This is a genomic window from Pseudomonas cichorii (assembly GCF_019719005.1).
In the GTDB taxonomy this organism is placed as follows: Bacteria; Pseudomonadota; Gammaproteobacteria; order Pseudomonadales; family Pseudomonadaceae; genus Aquipseudomonas; species Aquipseudomonas cichorii_E.
Genome location: NZ_JAIGPJ010000028.1, coordinates 20,901 through 43,225 on the forward strand (window position 1 = coordinate 20,901; position 22,325 = coordinate 43,225).

The 22,325-nt window shown below is 59.1% G+C and carries 23 protein-coding genes; 14 read left to right on the forward strand and 9 right to left on the reverse strand.

The window, feature by feature from the left end:
- Positions 1-117: 117 nt before the first annotated feature.
- A complete protein-coding gene (locus tag K5D32_RS18705) occupies positions 118-393 on the reverse strand; it encodes a hypothetical protein (RefSeq protein ID WP_221575436.1) in 276 nt (91 codons plus the stop codon).
- A gap of 178 nt (positions 394-571) precedes the next feature.
- Here K5D32_RS18705 and K5D32_RS18710 point away from each other — a divergent pair, with 178 nt between their 5' ends.
- The gene (locus K5D32_RS18710) at positions 572-1,246 is read left to right on the forward strand and encodes a glutathione S-transferase family protein (RefSeq protein WP_221601399.1); all 675 of its coding nucleotides are present in this window, start codon (positions 572-574) and stop codon (positions 1,244-1,246) included.
- 52 nt (positions 1,247-1,298) lie between these two features.
- On the opposite strand, the gene argH is transcribed toward K5D32_RS18710, so the two are convergent.
- Positions 1,299-2,693: an argininosuccinate lyase gene (argH, locus tag K5D32_RS18715; RefSeq protein ID WP_221601400.1), complete on the reverse strand. Its 1,395-nt coding sequence runs from the start codon at positions 2,691-2,693 to the stop codon at positions 1,299-1,301.
- A gap of 147 nt (positions 2,694-2,840) precedes the next feature.
- Here argH and K5D32_RS18720 point away from each other — a divergent pair, with 147 nt between their 5' ends.
- The 8 genes from K5D32_RS18720 (at position 2,841) to K5D32_RS18755 (ending at position 10,399) form a co-directional block, all read left to right on the forward strand.
- Positions 2,841-3,908, forward strand: a complete 1,068-nt coding sequence (locus K5D32_RS18720) for a sensor histidine kinase (protein ID WP_095067338.1) — start codon at positions 2,841-2,843, stop codon at positions 3,906-3,908.
- Positions 3,905-4,651, forward strand: coding sequence for a LytTR family DNA-binding domain-containing protein (locus K5D32_RS18725; RefSeq protein ID WP_025257969.1), 747 nt, complete (start codon positions 3,905-3,907; stop codon positions 4,649-4,651). The genes K5D32_RS18720 and K5D32_RS18725 overlap by 4 nt, the downstream gene beginning before the upstream one ends.
- A 228-nt stretch (positions 4,652-4,879) precedes the next feature.
- A complete protein-coding gene (gene hemC / locus K5D32_RS18730) occupies positions 4,880-5,821 on the forward strand; it encodes a hydroxymethylbilane synthase (protein WP_025257970.1) in 942 nt (313 codons plus the stop codon).
- Positions 5,818-6,597, forward strand: coding sequence for a uroporphyrinogen-III synthase (locus tag K5D32_RS18735; RefSeq protein ID WP_221601401.1), 780 nt, complete (start codon positions 5,818-5,820; stop codon positions 6,595-6,597). Before hemC ends, K5D32_RS18735 begins: the two co-directional genes overlap by 4 nt.
- 50 nt (positions 6,598-6,647) lie before the next feature.
- On the forward strand, positions 6,648-7,766 hold the full coding sequence (locus K5D32_RS18740) for a uroporphyrinogen-III C-methyltransferase (protein WP_221575439.1): 1,119 nt from the start codon (positions 6,648-6,650) through the stop codon (positions 7,764-7,766).
- On the forward strand, positions 7,763-9,007 hold the full coding sequence (locus K5D32_RS18745; protein ID WP_221575440.1) for a heme biosynthesis protein HemY: 1,245 nt from the start codon (positions 7,763-7,765) through the stop codon (positions 9,005-9,007). The genes K5D32_RS18740 and K5D32_RS18745 overlap by 4 nt, the downstream gene beginning before the upstream one ends.
- Positions 9,008-9,224: 217 nt before the next feature.
- The gene (locus K5D32_RS18750) at positions 9,225-9,752 is read left to right on the forward strand and encodes a disulfide bond formation protein B (RefSeq protein ID WP_221601402.1); all 528 of its coding nucleotides are present in this window, start codon (positions 9,225-9,227) and stop codon (positions 9,750-9,752) included.
- 173 nt (positions 9,753-9,925) lie between these two features.
- Entirely contained in the window at positions 9,926-10,399 is a 474-nt protein-coding gene (locus K5D32_RS18755; RefSeq protein WP_025257975.1) for an Rsd/AlgQ family anti-sigma factor, read from the forward strand.
- Positions 10,400-10,458: 59 nt separating this feature from the next.
- Here the strand turns inward: K5D32_RS18755 and K5D32_RS18760 are convergent, their stop codons facing one another.
- Positions 10,459-11,133, reverse strand: coding sequence for an FKBP-type peptidyl-prolyl cis-trans isomerase (locus tag K5D32_RS18760; protein ID WP_221557134.1), 675 nt, complete (start codon positions 11,131-11,133; stop codon positions 10,459-10,461).
- Between the two features lie 216 nt (positions 11,134-11,349).
- Between K5D32_RS18760 and K5D32_RS18765 the strand changes: the two genes are divergently transcribed.
- A complete protein-coding gene (locus K5D32_RS18765; RefSeq protein ID WP_221601403.1) occupies positions 11,350-12,342 on the forward strand; it encodes an AlgP family protein in 993 nt (330 codons plus the stop codon).
- Here the strand turns inward: K5D32_RS18765 and K5D32_RS18770 are convergent.
- Positions 12,339-12,803, reverse strand: coding sequence for a TIGR02444 family protein (locus K5D32_RS18770; protein WP_221601404.1), 465 nt, complete (start codon positions 12,801-12,803; stop codon positions 12,339-12,341). The genes K5D32_RS18765 and K5D32_RS18770 overlap by 4 nt on opposite strands.
- 46 nt (positions 12,804-12,849) lie before the next feature.
- On the opposite strand from K5D32_RS18770, the gene K5D32_RS18775 reads away from it, so the two are divergent.
- The 3 genes from K5D32_RS18775 (at position 12,850) to K5D32_RS18785 (ending at position 16,069) form a co-directional block, all read left to right on the forward strand.
- Positions 12,850-14,760: an ATP-binding cassette domain-containing protein gene (locus K5D32_RS18775; protein ID WP_216704605.1), complete on the forward strand. Its 1,911-nt coding sequence runs from the start codon at positions 12,850-12,852 to the stop codon at positions 14,758-14,760.
- A gap of 16 nt (positions 14,761-14,776) precedes the next feature.
- Positions 14,777-15,370 carry a mechanosensitive ion channel family protein gene (locus tag K5D32_RS18780; protein ID WP_025257980.1) on the forward strand — a complete coding sequence of 198 codons (594 nt, stop codon included), beginning with the start codon at positions 14,777-14,779 and terminating at the stop codon, positions 15,368-15,370.
- Between the two features lie 66 nt (positions 15,371-15,436).
- On the forward strand, positions 15,437-16,069 hold the full coding sequence (locus tag K5D32_RS18785; RefSeq protein WP_221575445.1) for a LysE family transporter: 633 nt from the start codon (positions 15,437-15,439) through the stop codon (positions 16,067-16,069).
- A gap of 62 nt (positions 16,070-16,131) precedes the next feature.
- Here the strand turns inward: K5D32_RS18785 and K5D32_RS18790 are convergent, their stop codons facing one another.
- The 4 genes from K5D32_RS18790 to K5D32_RS18805 are packed head-to-tail and all read right to left on the reverse strand — an operon-like array spanning position 16,132 to position 19,266.
- Positions 16,132-16,869, reverse strand: coding sequence for a penicillin-binding protein activator LpoB (locus tag K5D32_RS18790; RefSeq protein ID WP_221575446.1), 738 nt, complete (start codon positions 16,867-16,869; stop codon positions 16,132-16,134).
- Positions 16,870-16,872: 3 nt separating this feature from the next.
- Positions 16,873-17,460 carry a penicillin-binding protein activator LpoB gene (gene lpoB, locus K5D32_RS18795; protein ID WP_409372880.1) on the reverse strand — a complete coding sequence of 196 codons (588 nt, stop codon included), beginning with the start codon at positions 17,458-17,460 and terminating at the stop codon, positions 16,873-16,875.
- 26 nt (positions 17,461-17,486) lie between these two features.
- Positions 17,487-17,858: a YcfL family protein gene (locus tag K5D32_RS18800; RefSeq protein WP_117180463.1), complete on the reverse strand. Its 372-nt coding sequence runs from the start codon at positions 17,856-17,858 to the stop codon at positions 17,487-17,489.
- Positions 17,859-17,871: 13 nt separating this feature from the next.
- Complete coding sequence (locus tag K5D32_RS18805) at positions 17,872-19,266, reverse strand: COG3014 family protein (RefSeq protein WP_221594516.1); 1,395 nt, start codon at positions 19,264-19,266, stop codon at positions 17,872-17,874.
- A 338-nt stretch (positions 19,267-19,604) separates the two neighbouring features.
- Between K5D32_RS18805 and K5D32_RS18810 the strand changes: the two genes are divergently transcribed.
- Positions 19,605-21,479, forward strand: a complete 1,875-nt coding sequence (locus tag K5D32_RS18810) for a cytochrome c/FTR1 family iron permease (protein WP_221601406.1) — start codon at positions 19,605-19,607, stop codon at positions 21,477-21,479.
- A gap of 99 nt (positions 21,480-21,578) precedes the next feature.
- Here K5D32_RS18810 and K5D32_RS18815 read toward each other — a convergent pair whose 3' ends face one another.
- Positions 21,579-22,226 (reverse strand): DedA family protein, encoded by a 648-nt coding sequence (locus tag K5D32_RS18815; RefSeq protein ID WP_221575451.1) that lies wholly within the window; start codon positions 22,224-22,226, stop codon positions 21,579-21,581.
- Positions 22,227-22,325: the final 99 nt, after the last annotated feature.

Genomic DNA, 22,325 nt, shown 5'->3' on the forward strand with positions numbered 1-22,325 from the left:
ATGACCGTTAACGCCAGCTTGCAGGAAAGCCCCTATGGTTTGATTGGCAGAGGGGCCTTTGCAGTGTAGCCAGTGCCTGGAATCTTTGCAGCATATCTCTTGCCGGAATATCGCAAATCAGGCCTCGGGCGGCAGTTCCGGCAAGGCGCGCAGGGCGGTTTCATACCACTGGGTATTGAACGGCCGGTCTTCTTCGAGCATGGCGTCAATCTCGATGGCTAGCACATGAGCCATCAGTTCGAGGATGTCTTCACGCTCATAGCCAACCAGCGTCAGCTTGTTGTAGATGGCCTTGGCGGCAGGTGGGTTATCCGCCTCGATCTGGTTTTCAATCGCGTCGATCAGGGTCGATGCGGTGAACTCTTCTTCATCGTTATCGATTGGGTCGGTCATGGTAAGTCCTCAGTGAAGGCTGGCAGTTTAACTGGATTCTTTTACCTGTGTCGGGATCAGTGATGCCTGCATGTAAGAACGGTCTTCAAGTTGTGTGAGGGGCGCTTAACCCACTGACATTTATGGAAAAGTATATAAAAGTACCGCCACCGAAAACTTGAAGGTCATGGAGGCCGACGTGCTGAAGCTTTATGGTTTTGCCGCAAGCAATTATTTCAATATGGTCAAGCTGGCGCTGCTGGAGAAGCAACTACCCTTTGAAGTGATTGCGCTGCATGGATGCCAGAATCCCGAGGTACTGGCGATCAGTGCGCGAGGCAAGGTGCCGATACTGCAAACCGACCAGGGTTTCATCAGTGAGACGGATGTCATCCTGCGTTACATCGAGGAAACCCAGCCCGGTCGGGCACTGCTTCCCGAGGACCCATTCTCCCGCGCTCAGGTCTGGACCATCGCCAAGGAAATCGAACTGTATATCGAGTTGCCTGCGCGGTTGTGTTACGTCGAAGCGATCTTCGGTGGGCGGCCCACTCCTGAGGACCTCAAGGCCAAGGCTCGCCGGGACTTGCTCAAGGGGTTCCAGGCCTTGGCCCAGCGTGCCCGTTTTGTACCCTATGTGGCGGGCGAGAACTTCACCCTGGCGGATCTGTATTTTCTTTACAGCGTCGACCATGCCCAGCAAGTCGCTGAGAAACTGTTCGGTCTGGATCTGCTGCGGGACATGCCGGGTGCGCGGGCTCTGCTTGAGCATCTGGCACTCAATCCGAATGTGCAGCGGGTAGCGGCAGACAGGGAAGCTGAATGGCCAGCATTCCTGGCGCGTGTCCAGGCGGTGGCGCGCAAGGCAGGGTAGATAGGGTTCTGCTCCGTCGCGGCCAGGTGGGCTGGCCGCGACGGCGACAGTTTTAGCGGGTTTTCTGCAGCGCCCTGCCACGGACCAAGGCTGCCCCGACTTGGTCCGGGGCGGCGCCGCCAATGTGGTTACGGGCATTGACCGAGCCTTCAAGGGTCAGCACGGCAAATACGTCCTGCTCGATCTGATCGCTGAATTTACGCAGCTCTTCCAGACTCATTTCCGCCAGATCCTTGCCGGTTTCCACGCCGTACTTCACGGCATGACCGACGATTTCGTGGCAGTCACGGAATGGCAGGCCGCGGCGTACCAGATAGTCCGCCAGGTCGGTGGCGGTGGAGAAACCGCGCAGCGCCGCTTCACGCATGATGGCGTGCTTCGGCTTGATGGCCGGGATCATGTCGGCAAAGGCGCGCAACGAGTCACGCAAGGTGTCGGCTGCGTCGAACAGCGGTTCCTTGTCTTCCTGGTTGTCCTTGTTGTAGGCCAGCGGCTGGCCTTTCATCAGGGTCAGCAAACCCATCAGCGCACCAAACACGCGGCCGCTCTTGCCACGAACCAGCTCCGGTACATCAGGGTTCTTCTTCTGCGGCATGATCGAACTGCCTGTGCAGAAGCGGTCCGGAAGGTCGATGAACTGGAACTGGGCGCTGGTCCAGAGCACCAGCTCTTCGGAGAAGCGCGACAGGTGCATCATGGCAACCGAAGCGGCAGAGCAGAACTCGATGGCGAAGTCGCGATCCGAGACGCCGTCCAGGGAGTTGCCGCCTACGGCGTCGAAACCCAGCAGCTTGCAGGTCAACTCGCGGTCGATCGGGTACGTGGTACCTGCCAGTGCGGCGCTGCCCAGTGGCATGCGGTTCAGGCGCTTGCGGCAGTCGACCAGACGCTCGTAGTCGCGGCTGAGCATTTCGAACCAGGCCAGCATGTGGTGACCGAACGTCACGGGCTGGGCGGTCTGCAGGTGTGTGAAGCCCGGCATGATGGTTTCGGCTTCACGCTCGGCCTGCTCCAGCAGCCCTTTCTGCAGGCGCGTGATTTCGCTGAGGATCAGGTCGATTTCGTCACGCAGCCACAGGCGGATATCGGTAGCGACCTGATCGTTGCGGCTACGGCCGGTGTGCAGCTTCTTGCCGGTGATGCCGATGCGGTCGGTCAGACGCGCTTCGATGTTCATGTGCACGTCTTCCAGGTCGACGCGCCACTCGAAACTGCCGGCTTCGATCTCGCTCTGGATGGTTTTCAGGCCATCGATGATGGTGTCGCGCTCGGCTTCGGTCAGGACGCCGACCTGAGCCAGCATCGTAGCGTGGGCGATAGAACCCATGATGTCGTGACGATACAGGCGTTGGTCGAAGGTGACGGAGGCCGTGAAGCGCGCGACGAAGGCGTCGACGGGCTCACTGAAACGGCCGCCCCAGGACTGGTTGGTCTTGTCGGTGCTCATGGATTCGCTCGTTGCTCTGCTGAAAGTGGCGTGCCCGCTTCGTGGCACAAGGGCGTCAGCGATGATAACAGGTTGTTGCTTTTTTATTCTCGGATGGCTTGCCGCTGACGATGCCAGGGACGAGACTGGGCCTAAGCGAGAGGACCTATGAAACCCGATTCCAGAACAACTCCCGGCAAGGATTTTTTCCTGCCTGAACTATGCTTGCCGCAGACGCTGCTGGTGCTCATTGTGCTGGCTGAACTGCTGGTGCTGGTCATGGTGCTGCTCGAACCCATGAGCCAGGGGTTCGATTGGGTGTGCCTGGCGCTGATGTCGATGTTCGTGCAGTGGATTGTCCTGCTGTCGGCGGCCCTGCTGTGCGGGCTGCGCCCCTGGCTGGCACGTCTTTCCCCGGGGCTTGCAGGTATTCTCAGCTGCATGCTGGTAGTGGGTCTAACCTTGTTGTGTACGGCGGTGACGGATGTCTGCCAACTGACCGGCAGGATTTCGCCGGGCAGCATGGTCGAGCGATATATCCGCTATTCGTTGATCGCGTTGATCATGTCCGCACTGATGTTGCGCTACTTTTATCTGCAGAGTCAGTGGAGAAAGCAGCAGCAGGGGGAATTGCAGGCCAGGATCGAATCGCTTCAGGCCAGGATTCGTCCGCATTTTCTGTTCAACACGCTCAACAGCATTGCCAGTCTGGTGGCCAGCAATCCGGTCAAGGCCGAGCAGGCCGTACTGGATCTGTCGGACCTGTTTCGCGCCAGCCTGGCCAAGCCCGGAAGCCTGGTGACCTGGCACGAAGAACTGGCTTTGGCGAAACGATATTTATCGATTGAGCAATATCGTCTCGGCGAGCGTCTACAGTTGGACTGGAGGGTGAGCGCAATTCCTGATGATTTGCCCATTCCCCAGCTGACCTTGCAGCCATTGCTGGAAAACGCCTTGATCTATGGCATTGCTCCGCGCATCGAAGGGGGCATAGTTACAGTCGAGGCAGACTATGAAGGGGGAGAGTTCATATTGTGTGTCAGCAATCCCTATGAAGAAGTTGCCACACGGCAGACTTCCAACGGTACTCAACAGGCCCTGTTGAATATAGGTGCACGTATTACGGCACTTTTTGGCCCGCACGCCAGTCTGAGCGTGGAGCGCCGTGATGGTCGTCACTACACCTGTCTACGCTATCCTTGTGCGAGACTCACGCAGGAAGCCAGAGCAATATGAATGTCCTGATCGTTGATGACGAACCCCTGGCCCGCGAGCGATTGAGCCGATTGGTCGGCGAAATCGAGGGTTACAGGGTACTTGAACCCAGCGCTACCAATGGCGAAGAAGCTTTGGCGCTGATTGAAAACCTCAAGCCAGATGTCGTGCTGCTCGATATCCGCATGCCGGGTCTCGACGGTCTTCAGGTCGCGGCGAAACTGTGCGAGCGTGAAACTCCGCCCGCTGTCGTCTTTTGTACTGCGCACGACGAATTTGCACTGGACGCCTTTCAGGTCAGTGCCGTCGGTTATCTGGTCAAACCTGTGCGCCCCGAGAATCTTGTCGAGGCGTTGAGAAAAGCCGAGCGCCCCAATCGCGTGCAGTTGGCCGCGATGACCCGTCCGGCTGCCGAAACGGGTAGCGGTCCGCGCAGCCATATCAGTGCTCGAACCCGTAAAGGCATTGAGCTGATCCCGCTGGATCAGGTGATCTTTTTCATTGCCGACCACAAATACGTCACCCTGCGCCATGAAGGCGGCGAAGTGCTGCTGGATGAACCGCTCAAGGCGCTGGAAGACGAGTTTGGTGACCGATTCGTGCGTATCCATCGCAATGCGCTGGTGGCACGGGAACGGATCGAGCGTTTGCAGCGCACGCCGCTGGGGCATTTCCAGTTGTTCCTCAAGGGGCTCAATGGCGATGCCTTGATCGTCAGCCGTCGGCATGTCGCCGGTGTGCGCAAGATGATGCAACAGCTTTAAGGTACGAAGAAGTGGCTGCCCTCGCCACCAGTCCAGCAGGATGTCGAACCTGTTTCTGTCCACAGAGCGTTGCCGTTGTGGAGGCCCTTGGTTCGGGCGGGGGAAGCCTTGGCCACTGTCATTTCGTTGATCCGGGTCATGAAGCCGATTTTACTTTTTGAGTCAGCGCTGAAGTCGTTCCGGTTGTGCTGTTATTATCCGTCGCACTTATCAAGCACGGATTGATTCATGTCTTCTCGCGAAATCCGCATTGCCACCCGTAAAAGTGCGCTGGCCCTCTGGCAGGCCGAATATGTCAAAGCCAGGCTTGAACAGGCTCATCCGGGCCTGATCGTCACGCTGGTGCCCATGGTCAGCCGTGGCGACAAACTGCTCGACTCGCCGCTTTCGAAAATCGGCGGCAAGGGCCTGTTCGTCAAGGAACTGGAAACGGCGCTTCTGGAAAACGAAGCCGATATCGCCGTGCATTCCATGAAAGACGTGCCGATGGATTTCCCCGAAGGCCTTGGGCTGTTCTGCATCTGTGAGCGCGAAGACCCGCGTGATGCATTCGTGTCCAACAACTTCAGCAGTCTGGAGCAGCTTCCTGCGGGCAGCATCGTGGGCACTTCCAGCCTGCGACGTCAGGCTCAACTGCTGACACGTCGTCCAGACCTGGAAATCCGGTTTCTGCGCGGCAACGTCAATACCCGGCTGGCCAAACTGGACGCCGGTGAGTACGACGCAATCATTCTTGCTGCCGCCGGCCTGATCCGTCTGGGCTTTGAAGATCGCATCACTTCAGCCATCAGTGTCGAGGACAGCCTGCCTGCCGGAGGGCAGGGCGCCGTCGGGATCGAGTGCCGTAGCGTCGATGCTGAAATTCACGCACTGCTTGCGCCGCTGCATCATGGCGACACGGCCGTGCGCGTGATTGCCGAGCGGGCGCTGAATAAACACCTTAACGGTGGCTGCCAGGTGCCGATCGCCTGCTATGCCGTTCTGGAAGACGATCAGGTTTGGCTGCGCGGGCTGGTGGGTGATCCGGCTGGCGGTCTGTTGCTGCATGCCGAGGCCCGCGCACCGCAGACATCGGCCCAGGCGCTGGGTGTGCAGGTCGCCGAAGACTTGCTGGCCCAGGGCGCAGGCCAGATTCTCAAGGCTGTCTATGGCGAGGCTCGGGACGAATGAGTACCTGGCGTCTGTTGCTGACCCGTCCCGCCGAAGAGTCGGCAGCGCTGGCCAGGGTGCTGGCCGATAACGGCGTGTTCAGCAGCAGTCTGCCTTTGCTTGAAATCGAGCCGTTGCCCATCTCCCCCGAATACCGCTCGAAAATTTTCGATCTGCCTCTCTACAGCGCGGTCATTGTGGTCAGCAAGCCAGCGGCTCGTCTTGGGCTGGAACTGGTGGATGAAATCTGGCCGCAACCCTTTGTCCAGCCCTGGTTCAGCGTAGGCGCGGCGACCGGACAGATTCTGCTCGATTACGGCCTGATCGGTGTTAAATGGCCCGAGCAGGGTGATGACAGCGAAGCCTTGCTTGAGCTGCCTCAATTGCAGGACGCTATCTCCATACCGGGCAGCCGGGTGCTGATCATGCGTGGGGATGAAGGGCGCGAGCTGTTGGCAGAGCGTCTGCGCGAGCAAGGTGTTAGTGTCGACTACTTGCCGCTGTACCGCCGTTTTCTGCCACAGTATCCGCTTTCGACCCTTCCACAGCGCGTCGAATCGGAACGCTTGAACGGGCTGGTGGTCAGCAGTGGGCAGGGTTTTGAACATCTGCTTCAGTTGGCAGGTGATGCCTGGCCGAAACTGGCCGGGTTGCCTTTATTCGTACCGAGCCCCAGGGTTGCCGAAATGGCATGTGCCGCCGGGGCTCAAACCGTGGTTGATTGTCGTGGCGCGAACGCCGCGGCGTTGCTGGCCGCGTTGCGGGATCAGCCTCAGCCTGTCGTCAAGGCGTACTGAGCGACGAGTTGTCGCTCATGCGATTACGCCCAAATGCAAAGGATGGATACGTGAGCGAAACAGCCTTGCCTAAAGATGAAGAATCGGTGCTGAAAACATCGACATCCACACCTGATCCAGTGCGCCCGGTGCGTACCGGTAACCGCAGCAATGGTCTGGTGATCCTGGCCTTGTTGCTTGCCGTTGCAGGCGTTGCCGTCGCCGGTTGGGGAGTATGGCAACTGCGCATGCTGCAGGAAGGTCATTTGCAGCAGCGAGGGCAGGTCGAAGGCATCGTCCAGCAGACTCGGGTCCTGACCGAGAATGATCAGGAGCTGAGTGCCCGTCTTGCTCAATTTCCTCCGGTCGACCAACTGGAAGACAGCCGTCGTCTGGTTGCCCAGTTGCAGGGCGATCAGCAGCGTCTGAGCCAGCGTCTGGAAACCGTACTCGGCGCAAGCCGCAAGGACTGGCGTCTGGCCGAGGCCGAGCATCTGCTGCGTCTGGCCAGCCTGCGCCTGTCGGCCTTGCAGGATATCAACAGCGCCCAGGCGCTGGTTCAGGGCGCCGATGAAATTCTGCGCGAACAGGATGATCCAGGCTCGTTTGCCGCTCGCGAGCAACTGGCCAAAAGCCTGGCAGCGCTGCGCAGTATCGAGCAGCCGGACCGTACCGGCCTGTTCCTGCAACTGGCTGCCCTGCGTGACCAGTCCGTTCAGCTCAACAGGCTGGCGCCCGAGTACGAAGATAAAGGCGAGCCGCTCCTGGGTGTGACTCCTGACAAGAACGACGACAGTTACTGGTCCCGCTGGTGGAGCCACATTTCCCATTACTTCCGCATCGACTTCAACGCCGACAAGGACATTCGACCGGTCCTGGCCGGCCAGAGTCTTGCTCAGGTCCGTCTGGCCCTGAGCCTGGCAATCGAGCAGGCGCAATGGGCCGCGCTCAATGGTGAGCCGAAGGTCTATACCCAGTCGCTGCTGGAAGCCAAGAGCGTCCTGATGGGCAACTTCAATCAGGATGAACCGCAGAGCAAAGTGATCGGCGAGCGTCTGGATACCCTGATCAAACAACCTGTTTCGGTAGTGACGCCGGATCTGGCTCAGAGCTTGAGTGCAGTCCAGGCCTACCTTGAACGTCGTCATGCATCCGGTCAGCCTGCCGAGGCTCGGGGGATCAGCCCATGAAGCGCGTCTACCTGCTGCTGTTCATTGCCGTTGCTGTTGCAGCGCTGATTGGTATCGCCATTGCCGAGCACTCCGGCTACGTATTGATCGCCTATCAGAACTTCCGCTATGAATCGAGCCTGTGGGCAACCCTTGGCCTGTTCGTGGCGCTTCTGTTGCTGATCTTCGTTGCCCGGCTTCTGATCACCTTGCTCACGACATCCGGTGGTGTGGTCAATCCATGGTCGCGTCGTAATCGCCGCCGTCGGGTGCAACTGGCAATCGAGCAGGGGCAGATGGATCTTGCCGAAGGCCGCTGGTCCAGCGCGCAGCGTCATCTGCATCGCGCCGCCGAATCCGATCCCCAGCCGTTGCTGTATTACCTTGGTGCTGCGCGTGCTGCCAACGAGCAGGGCCGCTACGACGAGTGTGACAGCCTGCTGGAGCGTGCCCTGGAGCGTCAGCCCCAGGCGGAGCTTGCGATTGCCCTGAGTCATGCGCAACTGCAACAGGACCGTGGCGATACCGATGGTGCGCTGGCCACCTTGCAGGCCATGCATGAGCGCCATCCGCACAACCCGCAAGTGCTGCGCCAGTTGCAACGCCTCTATCAGCAGCGAGGCGACTGGTCAGACCTGATCCGGCTGCTGCCCGAACTGCGCAAGGACAAGGTGCTGCCGCCCAGGGAACTGGCCGAGCTGGAGCGCCGCGCCTGGGGTGAAAATCTCACCCTGGCGGCCTATCGCGAAGAAGGTGACGGCGCCATGACCGGCCTGCCTTCACTGGAAAAAGCCTGGAAAGACCTGACCTCTGCCCAGCGACAAGAGCCGCAACTGGTACTGGCGTATGCCGAGCAGTTGCGTCGTCTGGGTGCCGAAGCCCAGGCCGAAGAAGTTTTGCGCGCCGCGCTCAAGAAGGACTACCACAGCCATCTGGCCAGGCTTTATGGTCTGGTGCGCGGCAGCGACCAGTCGAAACAGTTGCAGGTCGCCGAGGCCTGGCTCAAACATCATCCCGATGACCCGAGCCTGCTGCTGAGCCTTGGGCGTATCTGTCTGCAAGCCCGCCTGTGGGGCAAGGCCCGTGATTATCTGGAGAGCAGCCTGCGTTTGCAGCGCAATCCTGAAACCTGTGCCGAACTGGCGCGGCTCCTGGCCCAACTGGGCGAGACCGATCGCAGCAATCAGCTGTTCCAGGAAGGTCTGGGGATGCTCGATGAGCGCTTTCTGGCTCGTCCGCTTCCTGCGCTGAGCAGTACCTGAGTCCGGTGCCGTGAAAGCCCTTTTTCAGGGCTTTCACGCCTTCAACTCCTTGCCAGTTCAGGGGGTGGATTGGTCCTACGTTAATAGGTAAAAAATCTCCCTGATCTGGTGTTTTATTTCTCCTGCAAACAGCGAAGCATCCGTACTTCGTCGCCTTGAAAGCGTTGTGTGCTTTCCTCTACCGTAACTGTCTCGTCTCATTCGTTACGGATTTGCCATGTATCTGGCCCGCACGCGTACCTTGTTCTTCCTGGCATTCATCGCAAGTGGACTGATCATCGGCGCTACCCTTTATCTGCAGCATGCGCTTGGCCTGGTTCCCTGCCTCCTGTGCCTCATACAGCGAGCACTCGTCATCGGGTGTGGTCTGCTCTGTCTGGTGGCGGCCATTCATTCGCCCCAGGAGGCCGGCTGGCGTCGTTATTGTGTAGCCTTGCTGGCATTGGCGCTGCCGGGCGCTCTGGTAGCGGGTTTTCATATATGGTTGCAGACTGCGTCCGCCGAAGAGTTGATGCCCGTCGTTACTCAATACCGGCATTTGCTCAATGCATTGTCTCTGGAGAGCGGTAGCGAGCCTTTGCACAGCGGTACTTATGTGTGCGCCGAAATCAATTGGTCATTGTTCGATATCACTCTTCCCGAGTGGAGCCTGCTGGCTTTTGTGATCCTGTGCCTGCTGGCGTTGTACCCACTTTTCAGTGGGTTACATCGCTGGATGTCCGTCGACACTGACGGAGGGTATTAAACGCTTGTATGAACTTTCTCTCCTGCGTACCTTGATGGCCTTGTCGTGCGGGCATAATCTGAGCCGCACGCGTCATTGGGAGTATGCTGTCCTGACGCTTTTACAGGCTCGGTTCTTGCGATATTGTAAGGCCAGCACAGGACCGCATGCCCCTTAAGGGAAGAGAGAACATCATGCTGGAAAGTTGTCGCAATGCTCAGGAACGCTGGGGTGGCGTCAATCTGTTGATTGATCGCTGGCTACAGGACCGTCATGAATTGATTCGAGCCTATGACGTTCTCGGCGACACGCCCGAGCAACTGGCTGCGGATCGTGGTGCGCTGCTGAAGTTTTGTGAAATTCTGGTCGACTACGTTTCGGCTGGCCATTTCGAAATCTACGAGCAGCTCAACAGCGAAGCCCAGGCGTTCAACGATGAGCGCGGGCTTGAACTGGCCGATACGATTTATCCGCGTCTGGAAGGTATCACCAAGCTTGCCTTGGCGTTCAACGACCGTTGCGAAAAGGGCGATTGCTCCGACGGCGCAGGGTTTGCCAATGAGTTCAAGACGCTGGGTGGCCTGCTGCATGAGCGCTTCGAGCTGGAAGATTGCCTGATCGAAGTCCTGCACAACTCCCACAAGGAAGAGGCCGCTTCTCAGGCCTGATTCATTCCTGTCGTGTTGCCAAGGGTGCGTTCGCACCCTTTCGCATTTCAGGGTGTCGGTTACTGCGAGACCGCGACCAGCTCGATTTCAAAAACCAGCGGCGTGAACGGATCGATCAGATCGCCTGCACCTTCTGCGCCATAGGCTTGGGCTGAAGGAATCACCAGACGCCACTTCGCGCCTACCGGCATGCCTTGCAGTGCAGTGGTCCAGCCACTGATCACGCTGTCGAGTCGGAACCACTGCGGCTGGTTGCTCTGATCGAAGATCGTGCCGTCGGGCAGGCGTCCGACATAGCGCACTTCGACCCGGCCATTGGCTTCAGGTTTGGGACCGGTGCCCGGAGTCAGCTCCGTCATCAGAATGCCGTCGGCCAGCGTCTTCACGCCGGGCTTGGCTTTCTCGCTGTCCATGAAGCGACGCTCTGCCGTCAGCGCTGCCTCGCTCTGGGCGTCGGTGCCCGAGGCTTCGGCTTGCGCCAGGGCTGCATCATGCTCCCTGAGAATCTGGTCGATGCGTTCTTGCTTGAGCGCCAGCGGCTTGCCTTGGTAAGCCTGCTTCAAGCCTTCTACCAATGCCTTCAGGTCAAGGTCCGGGACCTCTTGATGCAGGCGCTCACCCAGGCTGGCACCCAGACTGTACGCGAGATCGTGAGAGTCCTGTGTCGGTGCGGTTTCACCGGCATGCGCCAGAGGAATCAAGAGGAACAACGACGTTAACAGGTAGCGCGACATGAATGCTCTCCGGCCCGGGAAGTCAGCGATTATGCCAGTGCGAAGGCTTGCGGTGATGACTCCTGGCAAGAGAATTTTGTATTGCCCCTGTAGCAGTTGCATCAATGATTTGTGCTCGTATGCAACAGGGTGCGTGCGGCGCTGTCAAGATGCCCTAGCGGCACTGCGGACAGAGGTCTAGTATGGGCCGCAATTTCGTCAGCCAGGAGGTAAGTCATGTCGGCCAAAAAGAAGCCAGTAAACACTCCATTGCACCTGCTCCAACAATTGTCGGGCAGCTTGCTCGAACATCTGGAAGACGCCTGCTCCCAAGCCTTGTCGGATGCCGAGAAACTGCTCGCCAAGCTTGAAAAACAACGTGGTAAAGCGCAGGAAAAACTGCACAAGTCCCGCACCAAACTGCAGGACGCGGCGACTGCCGGCAAGGCAAAGGCGCAGACCAAGGCCAAGAATGCCGTTGCAGAACTTGAAGACTTGCTCGACGCACTCAAGGATCGCCAGACCGAAACCCGCACCTACATCCTGCAGCTCAAGCGTGATGCTCAAGAGAGCCTGAAGCTTGCTCAGGGCGTTGGTCGCGTCAAAGAGGCCGTCGGCAAGATTCTGGACACTCGTGCAGCCAAGCCTGCTGCACCTGCCAAGGCTCCTGCTGCTGCAAAAACCACTGCAGCAAAAGCCGTTAGCAAGGCACCTGCCGCCAAGGCGCCAGCCAAAGCTGCCGCCAAGCCAGCGGCCAAACCGGCTGCCAGGGCTGCATCTGTTGCCAAGCCGGCTGCCAAGCCAACAGCCGCGAAAACTCCGGCTGCCGCCAAGCCAGTGGCTGCAAAACCTGCGGCGACCAAGGCTCCTGCTGCCAAGGCTCCGGTAAAAGCTGCGGCTAAAACCGCTGCTGCCAAACCTGCTGCCGCCAAAGCGACTGCCAAGCCGGTTGCCAAACCCGCCGCCAAGCCAGCAGCAACCAAAGCACCGGCAGCGGCCAAACCTGCTGCCAGCAGCGCTGCTAAACCAGCGGCTAAAGCACCTGCCAAAACTGCCGCCAAGCCAGCAGCCAGGTCCGCCGCCAAACCTGCTGCCAAGCCAGCGGTAAAACCGGCTGCCGCCAAACCGGCCACGCCAGCAACGGCTCCTACTCCTGCCGCTGCACCAGCCGCACCGGCTGCAACTGCTCCATCGACAGCCAATAGCGTCACGCCTAACACAGCGTCCTAAGGCTGATCCGCCGGGACGCGCAGCATCTGCAGCGCGTCGCGGGCCTTGTCGGAGGACTCTGCGGCCAGGCCAGTCAGCCAGCACTGCAAGTCCTCGGCTTCATCAACTGACCAGTCCTGTGTCAGTGTCTGCAATCGTGCGAGCAACTGCTGCTCGGCTTCCAGTTCCAGCGCTTTCACTCGTTCACGCAACGATCCCAGTGCAGGGTCGAGTCGTGCCGCGTCACGCCATTGCGTGCGCAATTCCCTGAGAGGGCGCACGACGTCGTCGTGCCATGGCATCGCCAACTGTCCGATTTCCTGTAATCGCCGGGCATCACATTTCACGCCGCGTTTGCCCAGCCAGACACCCAGAAGCACCATGCACACATTGGCCCCGTTGGTTTGCAGACGCAGGCAGGCCTCTTCGACGCCGGGTCTGGCATAGAAATCGAGGGTGAAACTCCAAAGGTCAGAAGGCATAGTGAGCTACCTGTTTGAGACGAAGCTGGTAGACTCCGCCGCCATTATGATTCGACTTCAAAGCCTTACCTTACAGCGTGGTCCGCAACGTCTGCTAGAAGACGCCGAGCTGACCCTGCACGCCGGCCAGAAAGCCGGTCTGATCGGTGCCAATGGCGCCGGTAAATCCAGCCTCTTCGCTTTGTTGCGCGGTGAGTTGACGCCTGACTCCGGCGACTGCCTGCTGCCTGCCGATTGGCGTATCGCACACATGCGTCAGGAGGTCGATACCCTTGAGCGCCTGGGTGTCGATTACGTTCTGGACGGCGACCTGCGCCTGCGCGAGGTTCAGCGTCAGCTCGCTGAAGCCGAAGCAGCCCAGGACGGTGCCGCACAGGCGCGTCTGCATGCCGAACTCGACAGCGCCGACGGTTACACCGCCGATGCCCGTGCCCGCAAACTGCTGGCGGGCCTGGGGTTCACCAACGAGCAGATGGAACGTCAGGTCGGCAGTTTCTCCGGTGGCTGGCGGATGCGCCTGAACCTGGCTCAGGCCCTGATGTGTCCTTCGGACCTGTTGCTGCTCGATGAGCCGACCAACCACTTGGACCTGGACGCCATTCTGTGGCTGGAAGACTGGCTCAAGAGCTATCCCGGCACCTTGCTGCTGATTTCCCACGATCGTGACTTCCTTGATGCGGTGGTCGATCACATCGCCCACGTCGAACAACGCAAGATCACGCTTTATCGCGGTGGTTACAGCGCCTTCGAGCGTGCCCGTGCCGAACGTCTGGCCCAGCAGCAACAGGCCTACGAGAAGCAGCAGGCGCAACGTGCGCATATGGAAAAATACATTGCGCGCTTCAAGGCCCAGGCCACCAAGGCCCGTCAGGCACAGAGCCGGATCAAGGCCCTTGAACGCATGGAAGAGCTGTCCGCAGCCCATGTGGACTCACCATTCAACTTCGTTTTCCGTGAGTCCGACAAAATCTCCAGCCCGCTGCTGGATTTGTCCGAAGCACGTCTGGGCTATGGCGAAAAGACCATTCTGGAGAAGGTCAAACTGCAACTGACGCCGGGTGCGCGCATCGGTCTGCTGGGGCCTAACGGCGCGGGTAAATCGACCCTGATCAAAAACCTCGCGGGCGAGCTTGAGCCCTTGGGCGGTCGTCTGGTGCGGGGTGAAAACCTTACGGTCGGCTATTTTGCCCAGCATCAGCTCGACTCCCTGGACGCCAAGGCCAACCCCTTGCTGCATCTGCAGCGTCTGGCACCTACCGAGCGCGAGCAGACACTGCGCGACTTCCTCGGTGGCTTCGACTTCCGCGGCGCGCGCCTGGACGAGCCGGTGGTGAATTTCTCCGGTGGTGAAAAGGCGCGTCTGGCACTGGCCCTGATTGCCTGGGAAAAACCCAACCTCTTGCTGCTCGACGAACCGACCAACCACTTGGACCTGGAAATGCGCCTGGCGCTGACCATGGCTCTGCAGGAGTTCAGTGGCGCGGTACTGGTGGTTTCCCACGACCGACACTTGCTCAAGAGCACCACCGATGATTTCCTGCTGGTCGCCGATGGCCGGGTTCAGGAGTTCGATGGTGATCTGGACGACTACACGCGCTGGCTGGCTGATTACCGTTTGCGCAATGCGCCGGTCAGCAACACACCGGTCAACGCCGACAAGACCGACAAGAAAGCCCAGCGTCAGCAGGCGGCAGCCTTGCGCCAACAACTGGCTCCGCACAAGCGTGAAGCCGACAAGCTGGAGCGTGAGCTGGGAACCCTGCATGAAAAACTGGCCAAGGTAGAAGAGGCCCTGGCCGACAGTACCAACTACGAGGCTGCCAACAAGGACAAGCTGCGCGATCTGCTGGCGGAACAGGCCAGGTTGAAGACGCGGGAGTCCGAGCTGGAAGAGGCCTGGATGGAAGCGCTGGAACTGCTGGAATCAATGCAGGCCGAACTGGAAGCATTGTCGTAATTGAAGTGAGGGGCTGATGGACTTTTTCGGGTTGACGCTGACGGCCTACTGGATCGAACCGCTCTGGCTGGGCGTGCAGATCCTGTTGATTCTGTTGGCGGGTTACGTATTGCAGCGGGTAATCGGCCGTTTTCTGACGGGCCTGGGCGAGCGTTATCCGCTGCCGCCGGAGCTGCTGGTGCCGGTGCGTGGCGGTTTGCGCTGGTTGATCATGGGCAGCGCGTTTGTCGTTGTCCTGGGCCGGCTCGGCGTTTCTGCCACGGTACTGTGGACTGCGTTGTCGGGCTTTGTCGCGGTAGCCGCCGTTGCGTTCTTCGCGATGTGGAGTGTGCTGTCCAACCTGCTCTGCGCCATCCTGATCTTCACCATCGGCCCTTTCCGCATCGGCGATGTCGTTGAGCTGGTCGAAACACTCGACAAGCCCGGCGTCAAAGGCCGGGTCGTCGCCATCAACCTGATGTTTACCACCCTGATCGAAATGCCCGAGGCGGGTGGTGCGCTGGTGCAAGTGCCCAACAGTCAGTTCTTCCAGAAAGCGGTTCGCCGCTGGCGGGGCAGCGATATCGTCCCGCAGGTGATGATTGAGAAACCGATGGGCGAGCAGAAATAATTAGTCATCAATTGCATTACGCACTAAGTTAGCAGCTATCGGGCTTTACTGGACTTGAGGTGTGTGATGGCGCTTGAAACATGGCTGGCTTTTTTTGCCGCCTGCTGGATTATCAGTCTGTCTCCGGGGGCTGGCGCGATTGCGTCGATGTCCTGTGGTTTGCAATACGGTTTCTGGCGTGGCTACTGGAATGCCCTGGGTTTGCAGATCGCGCTGGTGGCGCAGATCGCAATTGTCGCGGCGGGCCTGGGCGCGGTATTGAGTGCCTCCGAGCTGGCATTCAACCTGATCAAATGGTTTGGCGTGGCTTACCTGGTTTACCTGGGTATCAAGCAATGGCGGGCGCTGCCTGGAGATCTGTCTGATGACTCGGCGACTCGTCCCATCGGCAAGCCGCTGAGCCTGGTCTTTCGTGGCTTTCTGGTCAACATCAGCAACCCCAAGGCGCTGGTGTTCATGCTGGCGATCCTGCCGCAGTTCATCGACCCCGCCCAGCCGTTGCTGGCTCAGTACGTGATCATTGCGGTGACCATGGTTGCTGTGGATGCCGTGGTGATGGCCGGTTACACAGGGCTTGCGTCCCGCGTGCTGCGCCTGCTGAAAACCCCGAAACAACAACGCCGCCTGAACCGCACCTTCGCCAGCCTGTTCGTGGGCGCTGCGGGCTTTCTGGCGACGCTTCATCGCGGAACGGCTTGAAATCTGTAGGAGCGAATTCATTCGCGAGGCATTCATTCGCGAATGAATTCGCTCCTACGGGGTTAGCGCAAAATCCGTGGCGCTTCGTCTCTCGGGAGATTCTGCTGTATCGGTTGGCCGGTATATTCGATTTCACCTCGCAATTGCTCACGCAACTGACGCGTCACGTCGACGCCGATCGACTTTGAGGCATCGCGCACCACGCGACCCCGGTTCATGGAAATCTTCACGTCCCGGCTGTTGACCAGCTTGGTGTCCTGGCTTTCGCCCATGGCGGTAAAGGCCGAGGTGATTTCGTAGGTGCGGGTGTTGATCAGGCTGAAATCACCGACCACCGTCAGCCCCATAATGGCCGAGTAGCTATTGGTATTGGCAATCTCGCCCACGTCCTGACGGAAGTCGATGTCCGACAATGCGCCGAACAATACGTAGTCAGCACCTTTGAAGTGGCCGCTCTTGATGCGTGCGATGACGTCGTACACATCTTCTTTGGAGCCGGTCTTGTAAGGCGTGCCCTGCACCAGTTGGAACAGCCCGGACTTCAGGATCTCGCCCCTGATGTCTCCGCTGAATTTCTGCAGCTCGCTCTGTTCGATGTAGCTGGTGCGGGACTCGTATTCTTCATAGCTCGACGAGCCGCTTTCGCTGTAGTAGTTGGCTCGCATGTCGCTTTTCGCCGAAACGGTGTGGATGTATTGCTCCACACGTTCCTGATAGGCCATGCCTGTCACGGCGATCTTTGGGGCTGCCTGAACCGAGAAGGCGCAGGCCATGCCGATAATGCCAATCCATGCACGCATCACTCAGCGCTCCGTCGTCTTGCGGATTTCTTTTTCGTCCATCCACTCTGCCAGGCCGCTTTCGACATCGATCAGTTGCAGGCTGAATTTGTAGAAGACGTCCTTGTAATCCTCACTGCGCTTGACGATGGAGCTGATCGAGCCTTCCAGGCGGTATTTGGCGGCGACCATGTTGCCGGTCTTGGCGATAGTGCTCTGCTTGTACAGACCGCTCTGGTTTTGCAGCTTGAGCTGGTCGACCTGGCTCTGCATTTCAGTGTTGTCGCTGGCGAAGCGGGCTACGCCACTCTTCATCAACTGGGTCTTGATGGTGGTGGTGATTTCGCGAGTGTCGATGTACTCGCTGGTCTTGTTCTTCACATCGTAGACCTGAACCACCGGGCGGCCTTGCAGGATGCCGGACTGTGCCAGTGAGCGGGTCATGCTCTCGGCGATCATCTGCAGGTCGGTGGAGCCGAATTCGTTGGTAATCGTTTCGACTGCCTTGGTATCTCCATAACTGATGTTCTTGCTGCCAAGAACCGGAGAGTTATTGGCGCAGCCGCTGGCCAGAAGGGCGACGACGGCGATGGAGCAAAGACGTGTAAACAGCATGTGTGGACTCTTCTGTGAGCGGATCAAGGCGTGTTGATTTCAAGGCGGAAATCGGTGGCCCGCGGATTGGGTGCGATAGCCGGCAGCGTGGTGCTTTGCGAGCCATACATCATCGTGCTTTTCCAGGCTTCTTCGTCTGCGACAGGAAAGCCATCGTTACCCAGCCACGCGAAGCGGTAGTACATCGTCTTGTTACGGCTGCTGGTGTTGGTCAATTGAGCCTTGACGGTCAGGAAGCCATTTTCCCGAGCCACGCGCATGGCACCAACTTCAATGCTTTTGATGTCGCCAAGTGCAACCACTTTACTGGCTGCGCTACCCGGAGCCGGAGGTGGCGGGGTTGCGCAGCCTGCGAGCAGGGCCAGCGCCAGTGCGCCGAAAATCTTGATACGCATGGGGTGTCTCCGTTCAGGGTTGTTTGACGGCAAGGGCTTGCGGGACATTCACGGGCGTGACCTGTGCCGCGAGGCCATTGGTGAATACCTGATTGCCCAGGGCGCGCAGGGTGACGACCTGATAGCGCTGATCAACTTTGACCTGTACATGCGTGCCGCCCAGTGTGCTTGGCAGTACTACCTGATGCATGCCCGGCGTCAGACGCAGCCTTGCCACCAGTGTGTTGTCCGGCAGGGTTCGCCAGGTGCGGGTGTCGGCACCTTCGGTAATGGCCGAAGCGATACCGACTGCCAGACCGGCCAGCGGATTGACGTCGTTGATCTGCTTCTGCGCAACACCACGGGTAATGGCGCGCAGCGTGGTACGCACGATGATGCCCGGCATGTCGTCGCGCAGTGCGCGGCGTGACATGTCAGTGGTGCTGTTGAGCAGCGTCAAGTTGAGCGGCTGGCCGTCCAGGGTGATCTGGCTGACGATCGGCGTGCTGGTATCCGGCTTGATCACCGGGAATGACAGCGGCGTGATGACCAGATTGCCGCTGATCGGCAGTGGCAGCGGGATATTTACCGAATCACGGGCCGGAGCAAAACCGCTCTGGACCACGATCAGTACTTCGCTGCTGCCATCCTTGCTGGCAGCAGCGTCGAGATCGGCCAGGGATTTTTCCAGCAACGGAGTGTTGGGGCGCAGTTCTGCGGCCTTGCGATAGCCCGGCGCGGCGAGGTCTTTTTCTCCCAGGGCTTCGTAGACGAAACCTGCCAGATAATGGCTGAACGCACTCTGGTAGCTGTTCTTCAGGCCAACGACCTCGGGCGCGTCCAGTGATTCGACCGGGTAGCCCTTGAGGTCCTTGAACTGGTTTTTCACGCCTTTGCTTTCGGCTTCCTGCTCGCTCTTGAAGTATTCCTTGTCGCGCAGGTTGGCGATCACGGCTTCACGTTCGTGGGTCTTCTTGATTTCGGTACGGGCACCGTCGAAATCGTTCTGGCCCAGCAGATTGAGTGCCATCTGGGTGGTCAGCATGACCTTTTCATAGTCATAGCCTTCGTAGCGACGCACCTTGTCGTTGACCAGGAAACTGCCGAACTGGGCGAGGTATTTCTCGGTGTCGAACTTGACCGACTCTTCCCATTTGAATACCACCTGATCGGCCGTGCGCCAGGCCGCCTGACTACCGGCGAAATCGCCCTTGGAGCGCAGCAGTTCGCCTTTCTCAAAGTAATAGAGCAGGTCTTTGTTTTCGCCGGTGTTGTTCTTTTCGAGTGTGCCGAGGGCGGCATCGACATTGCCGCTGGCCAGTTGCTGGTTGGTTTCCTTCAATTCGGAATCATAGCTACGGAAGACGGAACACCCTGTCAGCAGAACAGAGGCGACCAGCGCAGATGCGGTCAGAAAACGGGAGGGCATGGTGATTTCCATTCTGCAGCCGAAGGCGGCTACGTAAGTCCATTTGGACAAGCAGCAAAGTGCTGCATGAGTATGTGTCTCTTCCATCTGCTGGAAAAAGCCGTGGGATTATAGGTCGGGTTTTCAGGCTGGCAATGGCATTTTGATGTTATTTGGCACGATTGATTTTGGCCGTCTGCAATCGACACTATTCGTGCATGGGGAACGGTCTTCTGTGCCGTAATCGCGCTGTATCGGGTTTTTAGTAATGTTTTGTCACAAATATCGGGGTCGAGTATTGAGTCGAGGCAGATGGAAAGGAACAATGCAGCGCATTGAATTCCTGTCGAGATCGATCCATGCCTCTGCATTCCCGTTTCATGGCCTGGCTGTTGGTGCCGCTGCTTGCGCTATGCAGCTTCGGCCTGCTGGCCGACCCCGTCGATGGCGCTGCCCAGGCGTTGCATCTGCTGGACTATATAGGTGCTGACTACCCGGGCACCGTAGCTGACGGCAAGGTCGTCGATGAAGCCGAATACCGGGAGCAGGTCGAGTTTCTCGACGCATTGCAGGGCCTGATCGTTGCCTTGCCGCAACGTGCCGAGCACGATGCGCTGGAGCAGGGTGTTGCAGCCCTGAAAGACGCGGTGAGCAAGCGTGAGGACGGCGCGCTTGTCGCTCGTCAGGCCCGGCAATTGGGGGCACGGCTGGCCGTCGCCTATGAAGTCAGCCAGGCCCCGATCATTACGCCTGATCCGGTTCGTGGCGCGCCGCTGTATGCGCAGAACTGCTCGGTGTGCCATGGCGACACCGGTGCCGGCGATGGTCCGGCCGGCATAGGCCTGACGCCTGCGCCTGCCAATTTGCGTGATGCGGCACGGCTGGATCGCCTGAGTCTTTACGACATCTACAACACCCTCGGGCTCGGGATCACCGGCACCGATATGCCTGCGTTTGCCGACCAACTGGATGATCGCCAGCGCTGGGATATCGCGACCTACATTGCCAGCTTCAGTGCTCAGCCGGTGAGCGCGCCAGCCAAGACCTTCAATCTGGCGGATCTGGCGCGTCAGACGCCAGCGGAGGTCAATGCCGCCGAAGGCCCTGAAGCCGCCGCGACATTCCGTGCCCAGCGTGCGCAACCGCCGCAGGTCCAGCGCGGCCCGGCGCAACTGCTCGATTACACCAGTACCACTCTGGACAAGAGTCTGGCGGCGTACAGCGCGGGAGATCATGAACAGGCTTACGACCTGTCGGTTGCAGCTTATCTGGAAGGTTTCGAACTGGTCGAAAGCTCGCTGGATAACGTCGATGCCGACGTGCGCAAAGACACCGAAAAAGCCCTGATGGCTTACCGGCAGTCATTGCAGGACGGCCTGCCGCTGGCTCAGGCGGCGCAGAAGCTTGAAGTGGCCAAGGCCAGGCTACAGGAGTCCGCAGCCTTGCTGGGTAGCGATGGCCTGAGTGTTTCCCTGAGCTACATCTCCGGCCTGCTGATTCTGCTGCGTGAAGGTCTGGAAGCGATTCTGGTACTGGCAGCGATCCTGGCGTTTCTGCGCAACACCGGCCAGCAGTCTGCCGTTCGCAGCGTCAACGCGGGTTGGGGCCTGGCGCTGCTGGCTGGCTTGGCGACATGGGCATTGGCGGCTTACGTCATCGATGTCAGCGGAGCCCAGCGTGAATTGCTGGAAGGCGCGACGGCGTTGTTCGCCAGCGTCATGGTGCTGTGGCTCGGCGTCTGGATGCATGATCGTCGTCATGCCGATGCCTGGCAGGATTATGTGAAGAGCAGCCTGGTGGGTGGCGGCGGACGTTTTGGTTTTGCTGTGCTGGCGTTCTTCTCGGTCTATCGAGAGCTGTTCGAGGTCATTCTGTTCTACGAAACCCTGTGGCTACAGGCAGGACCTGCCGGGCATAAAGCCGTATTGGCCGGTGGTGCCACGGCGCTGGTGCTGTTGGTCGGTCTGGCGTGGGTGATCCTGCGCGGTTCGGCAAAACTGCCGTTGTCGTTGTTCTTCGGCATCAACGCCGCACTGCTGTGTGCGCTGTCGGTGGTCTTCGCCGGGCATGGCGTCAAGGCATTGCAGGAAGCGGGCATCTTCGGCACACGCCCGGTGCCGTTCTTCGAGTTCGACTGGCTGGGCATTCACGCCGATGCGTATTCGCTCAGCGCACAAGCGGTTGCGTTGCTGGCGATTGCGGTGTTGTACGGGCGTAGCCGGTTTAGGGGCTAGCTTTAAGTCAAAAGCTACAAGCTACAAGCTACAAGCTACAAGCTACAAGCTACAAGCTACAAGCTACAAGCTTGAGGCTTAAAGCTTGTAGCTTGCCGCTTACTTGCTATCCGTCTTCTTCTGAAGATCGACCGGCGCTTCGACTTCTACATCAGACGCTGCTGCCGAGGCGCAGCAGAGTTTTTCCTGGCGGGCGATGCGGGCGTTCTTGAGGCGGCGGCGCAGCCAAAGGGCCAGGCCGAGCAGGAGCAGGCCACCCAGGACCCAAAGCTCGTACTTCTTGATGTTGCCCAGCAGGCCTTCCATCACGGCACCGAAATGGTAAGCCGCCGAGCCCAGGGCCGCAGCCCAGATCGCGGCACCGATGCCGTTGAGCACCAGATAGCGCAAAGGCGGGTAGCCGGACATGCCGATGGCCACGGGCATGACCGTGCGCAGGCCGTAGACGAAGCGGAAGCTCAGCACCCAGATGTCCGGGTGTTTGCGTACCAGCCTCAGTGCCTTGTCGCCCATGAGCTGCCAGCGTGGCTTGCGTGCAAGTAGTTTGCGGCCGTGCCTGCGCCCCATGTAGTACCACAGCTGATCGCCCGCATAGCTTCCGCAGAAAGCCACGAGGATGACCATGTTGAGGTCCATGTATCCGCGGAAAGCCAGAAATCCGGCAAGAACCAATATGGTCTCGCCTTCAAAGAAGGTTCCCAGGAAGAGGGCAAAGTAGCCGAAATCATTCAAGAAATTCTGGAGCATTGTCTGGATGCTGGCGAAATGAACGCGCAGCCTAACTCGCCTAGGACAATCATGAAAGTGTCGATATGTGTCTCGACGTTAAAGATTCCTACAACCACA

Coding starts and splice junctions, on each gene's coding strand:
- K5D32_RS18705 (WP_221575436.1), bottom strand. CDS start 393: ATGACCGACCCAATCGATAACGATGAAGAAGAGTTCACCGCATCGACC.
- argH (WP_221601400.1), bottom strand. CDS start 2,693: ATGAGCACCGACAAGACCAACCAGTCCTGGGGCGGCCGTTTCAGTGAG.
- K5D32_RS18720 (WP_095067338.1), top strand. CDS start 2,841: ATGAAACCCGATTCCAGAACAACTCCCGGCAAGGATTTTTTCCTGCCT.
- K5D32_RS18725 (WP_025257969.1), top strand. CDS start 3,905: ATGAATGTCCTGATCGTTGATGACGAACCCCTGGCCCGCGAGCGATTG.
- hemC (WP_025257970.1), top strand. CDS start 4,880: ATGTCTTCTCGCGAAATCCGCATTGCCACCCGTAAAAGTGCGCTGGCC.
- K5D32_RS18735 (WP_221601401.1), top strand. CDS start 5,818: ATGAGTACCTGGCGTCTGTTGCTGACCCGTCCCGCCGAAGAGTCGGCA.
- K5D32_RS18745 (WP_221575440.1), top strand. CDS start 7,763: ATGAAGCGCGTCTACCTGCTGCTGTTCATTGCCGTTGCTGTTGCAGCG.
- K5D32_RS18750 (WP_221601402.1), top strand. CDS start 9,225: ATGTATCTGGCCCGCACGCGTACCTTGTTCTTCCTGGCATTCATCGCA.
- K5D32_RS18755 (WP_025257975.1), top strand. CDS start 9,926: ATGCTGGAAAGTTGTCGCAATGCTCAGGAACGCTGGGGTGGCGTCAAT.
- K5D32_RS18760 (WP_221557134.1), bottom strand. CDS start 11,133: ATGTCGCGCTACCTGTTAACGTCGTTGTTCCTCTTGATTCCTCTGGCG.
- K5D32_RS18765 (WP_221601403.1), top strand. CDS start 11,350: ATGTCGGCCAAAAAGAAGCCAGTAAACACTCCATTGCACCTGCTCCAA.
- K5D32_RS18770 (WP_221601404.1), bottom strand. CDS start 12,803: ATGCCTTCTGACCTTTGGAGTTTCACCCTCGATTTCTATGCCAGACCC.
- K5D32_RS18775 (WP_216704605.1), top strand. CDS start 12,850: ATGATTCGACTTCAAAGCCTTACCTTACAGCGTGGTCCGCAACGTCTG.
- K5D32_RS18780 (WP_025257980.1), top strand. CDS start 14,777: ATGGACTTTTTCGGGTTGACGCTGACGGCCTACTGGATCGAACCGCTC.
- K5D32_RS18785 (WP_221575445.1), top strand. CDS start 15,437: ATGGCGCTTGAAACATGGCTGGCTTTTTTTGCCGCCTGCTGGATTATC.
- K5D32_RS18790 (WP_221575446.1), bottom strand. CDS start 16,869: ATGCGTGCATGGATTGGCATTATCGGCATGGCCTGCGCCTTCTCGGTT.
- K5D32_RS18800 (WP_117180463.1), bottom strand. CDS start 17,858: ATGCGTATCAAGATTTTCGGCGCACTGGCGCTGGCCCTGCTCGCAGGC.
- K5D32_RS18805 (WP_221594516.1), bottom strand. CDS start 19,266: ATGCCCTCCCGTTTTCTGACCGCATCTGCGCTGGTCGCCTCTGTTCTG.
- K5D32_RS18810 (WP_221601406.1), top strand. CDS start 19,605: ATGCCTCTGCATTCCCGTTTCATGGCCTGGCTGTTGGTGCCGCTGCTT.
- K5D32_RS18815 (WP_221575451.1), bottom strand. CDS start 22,226: ATGCTCCAGAATTTCTTGAATGATTTCGGCTACTTTGCCCTCTTCCTG.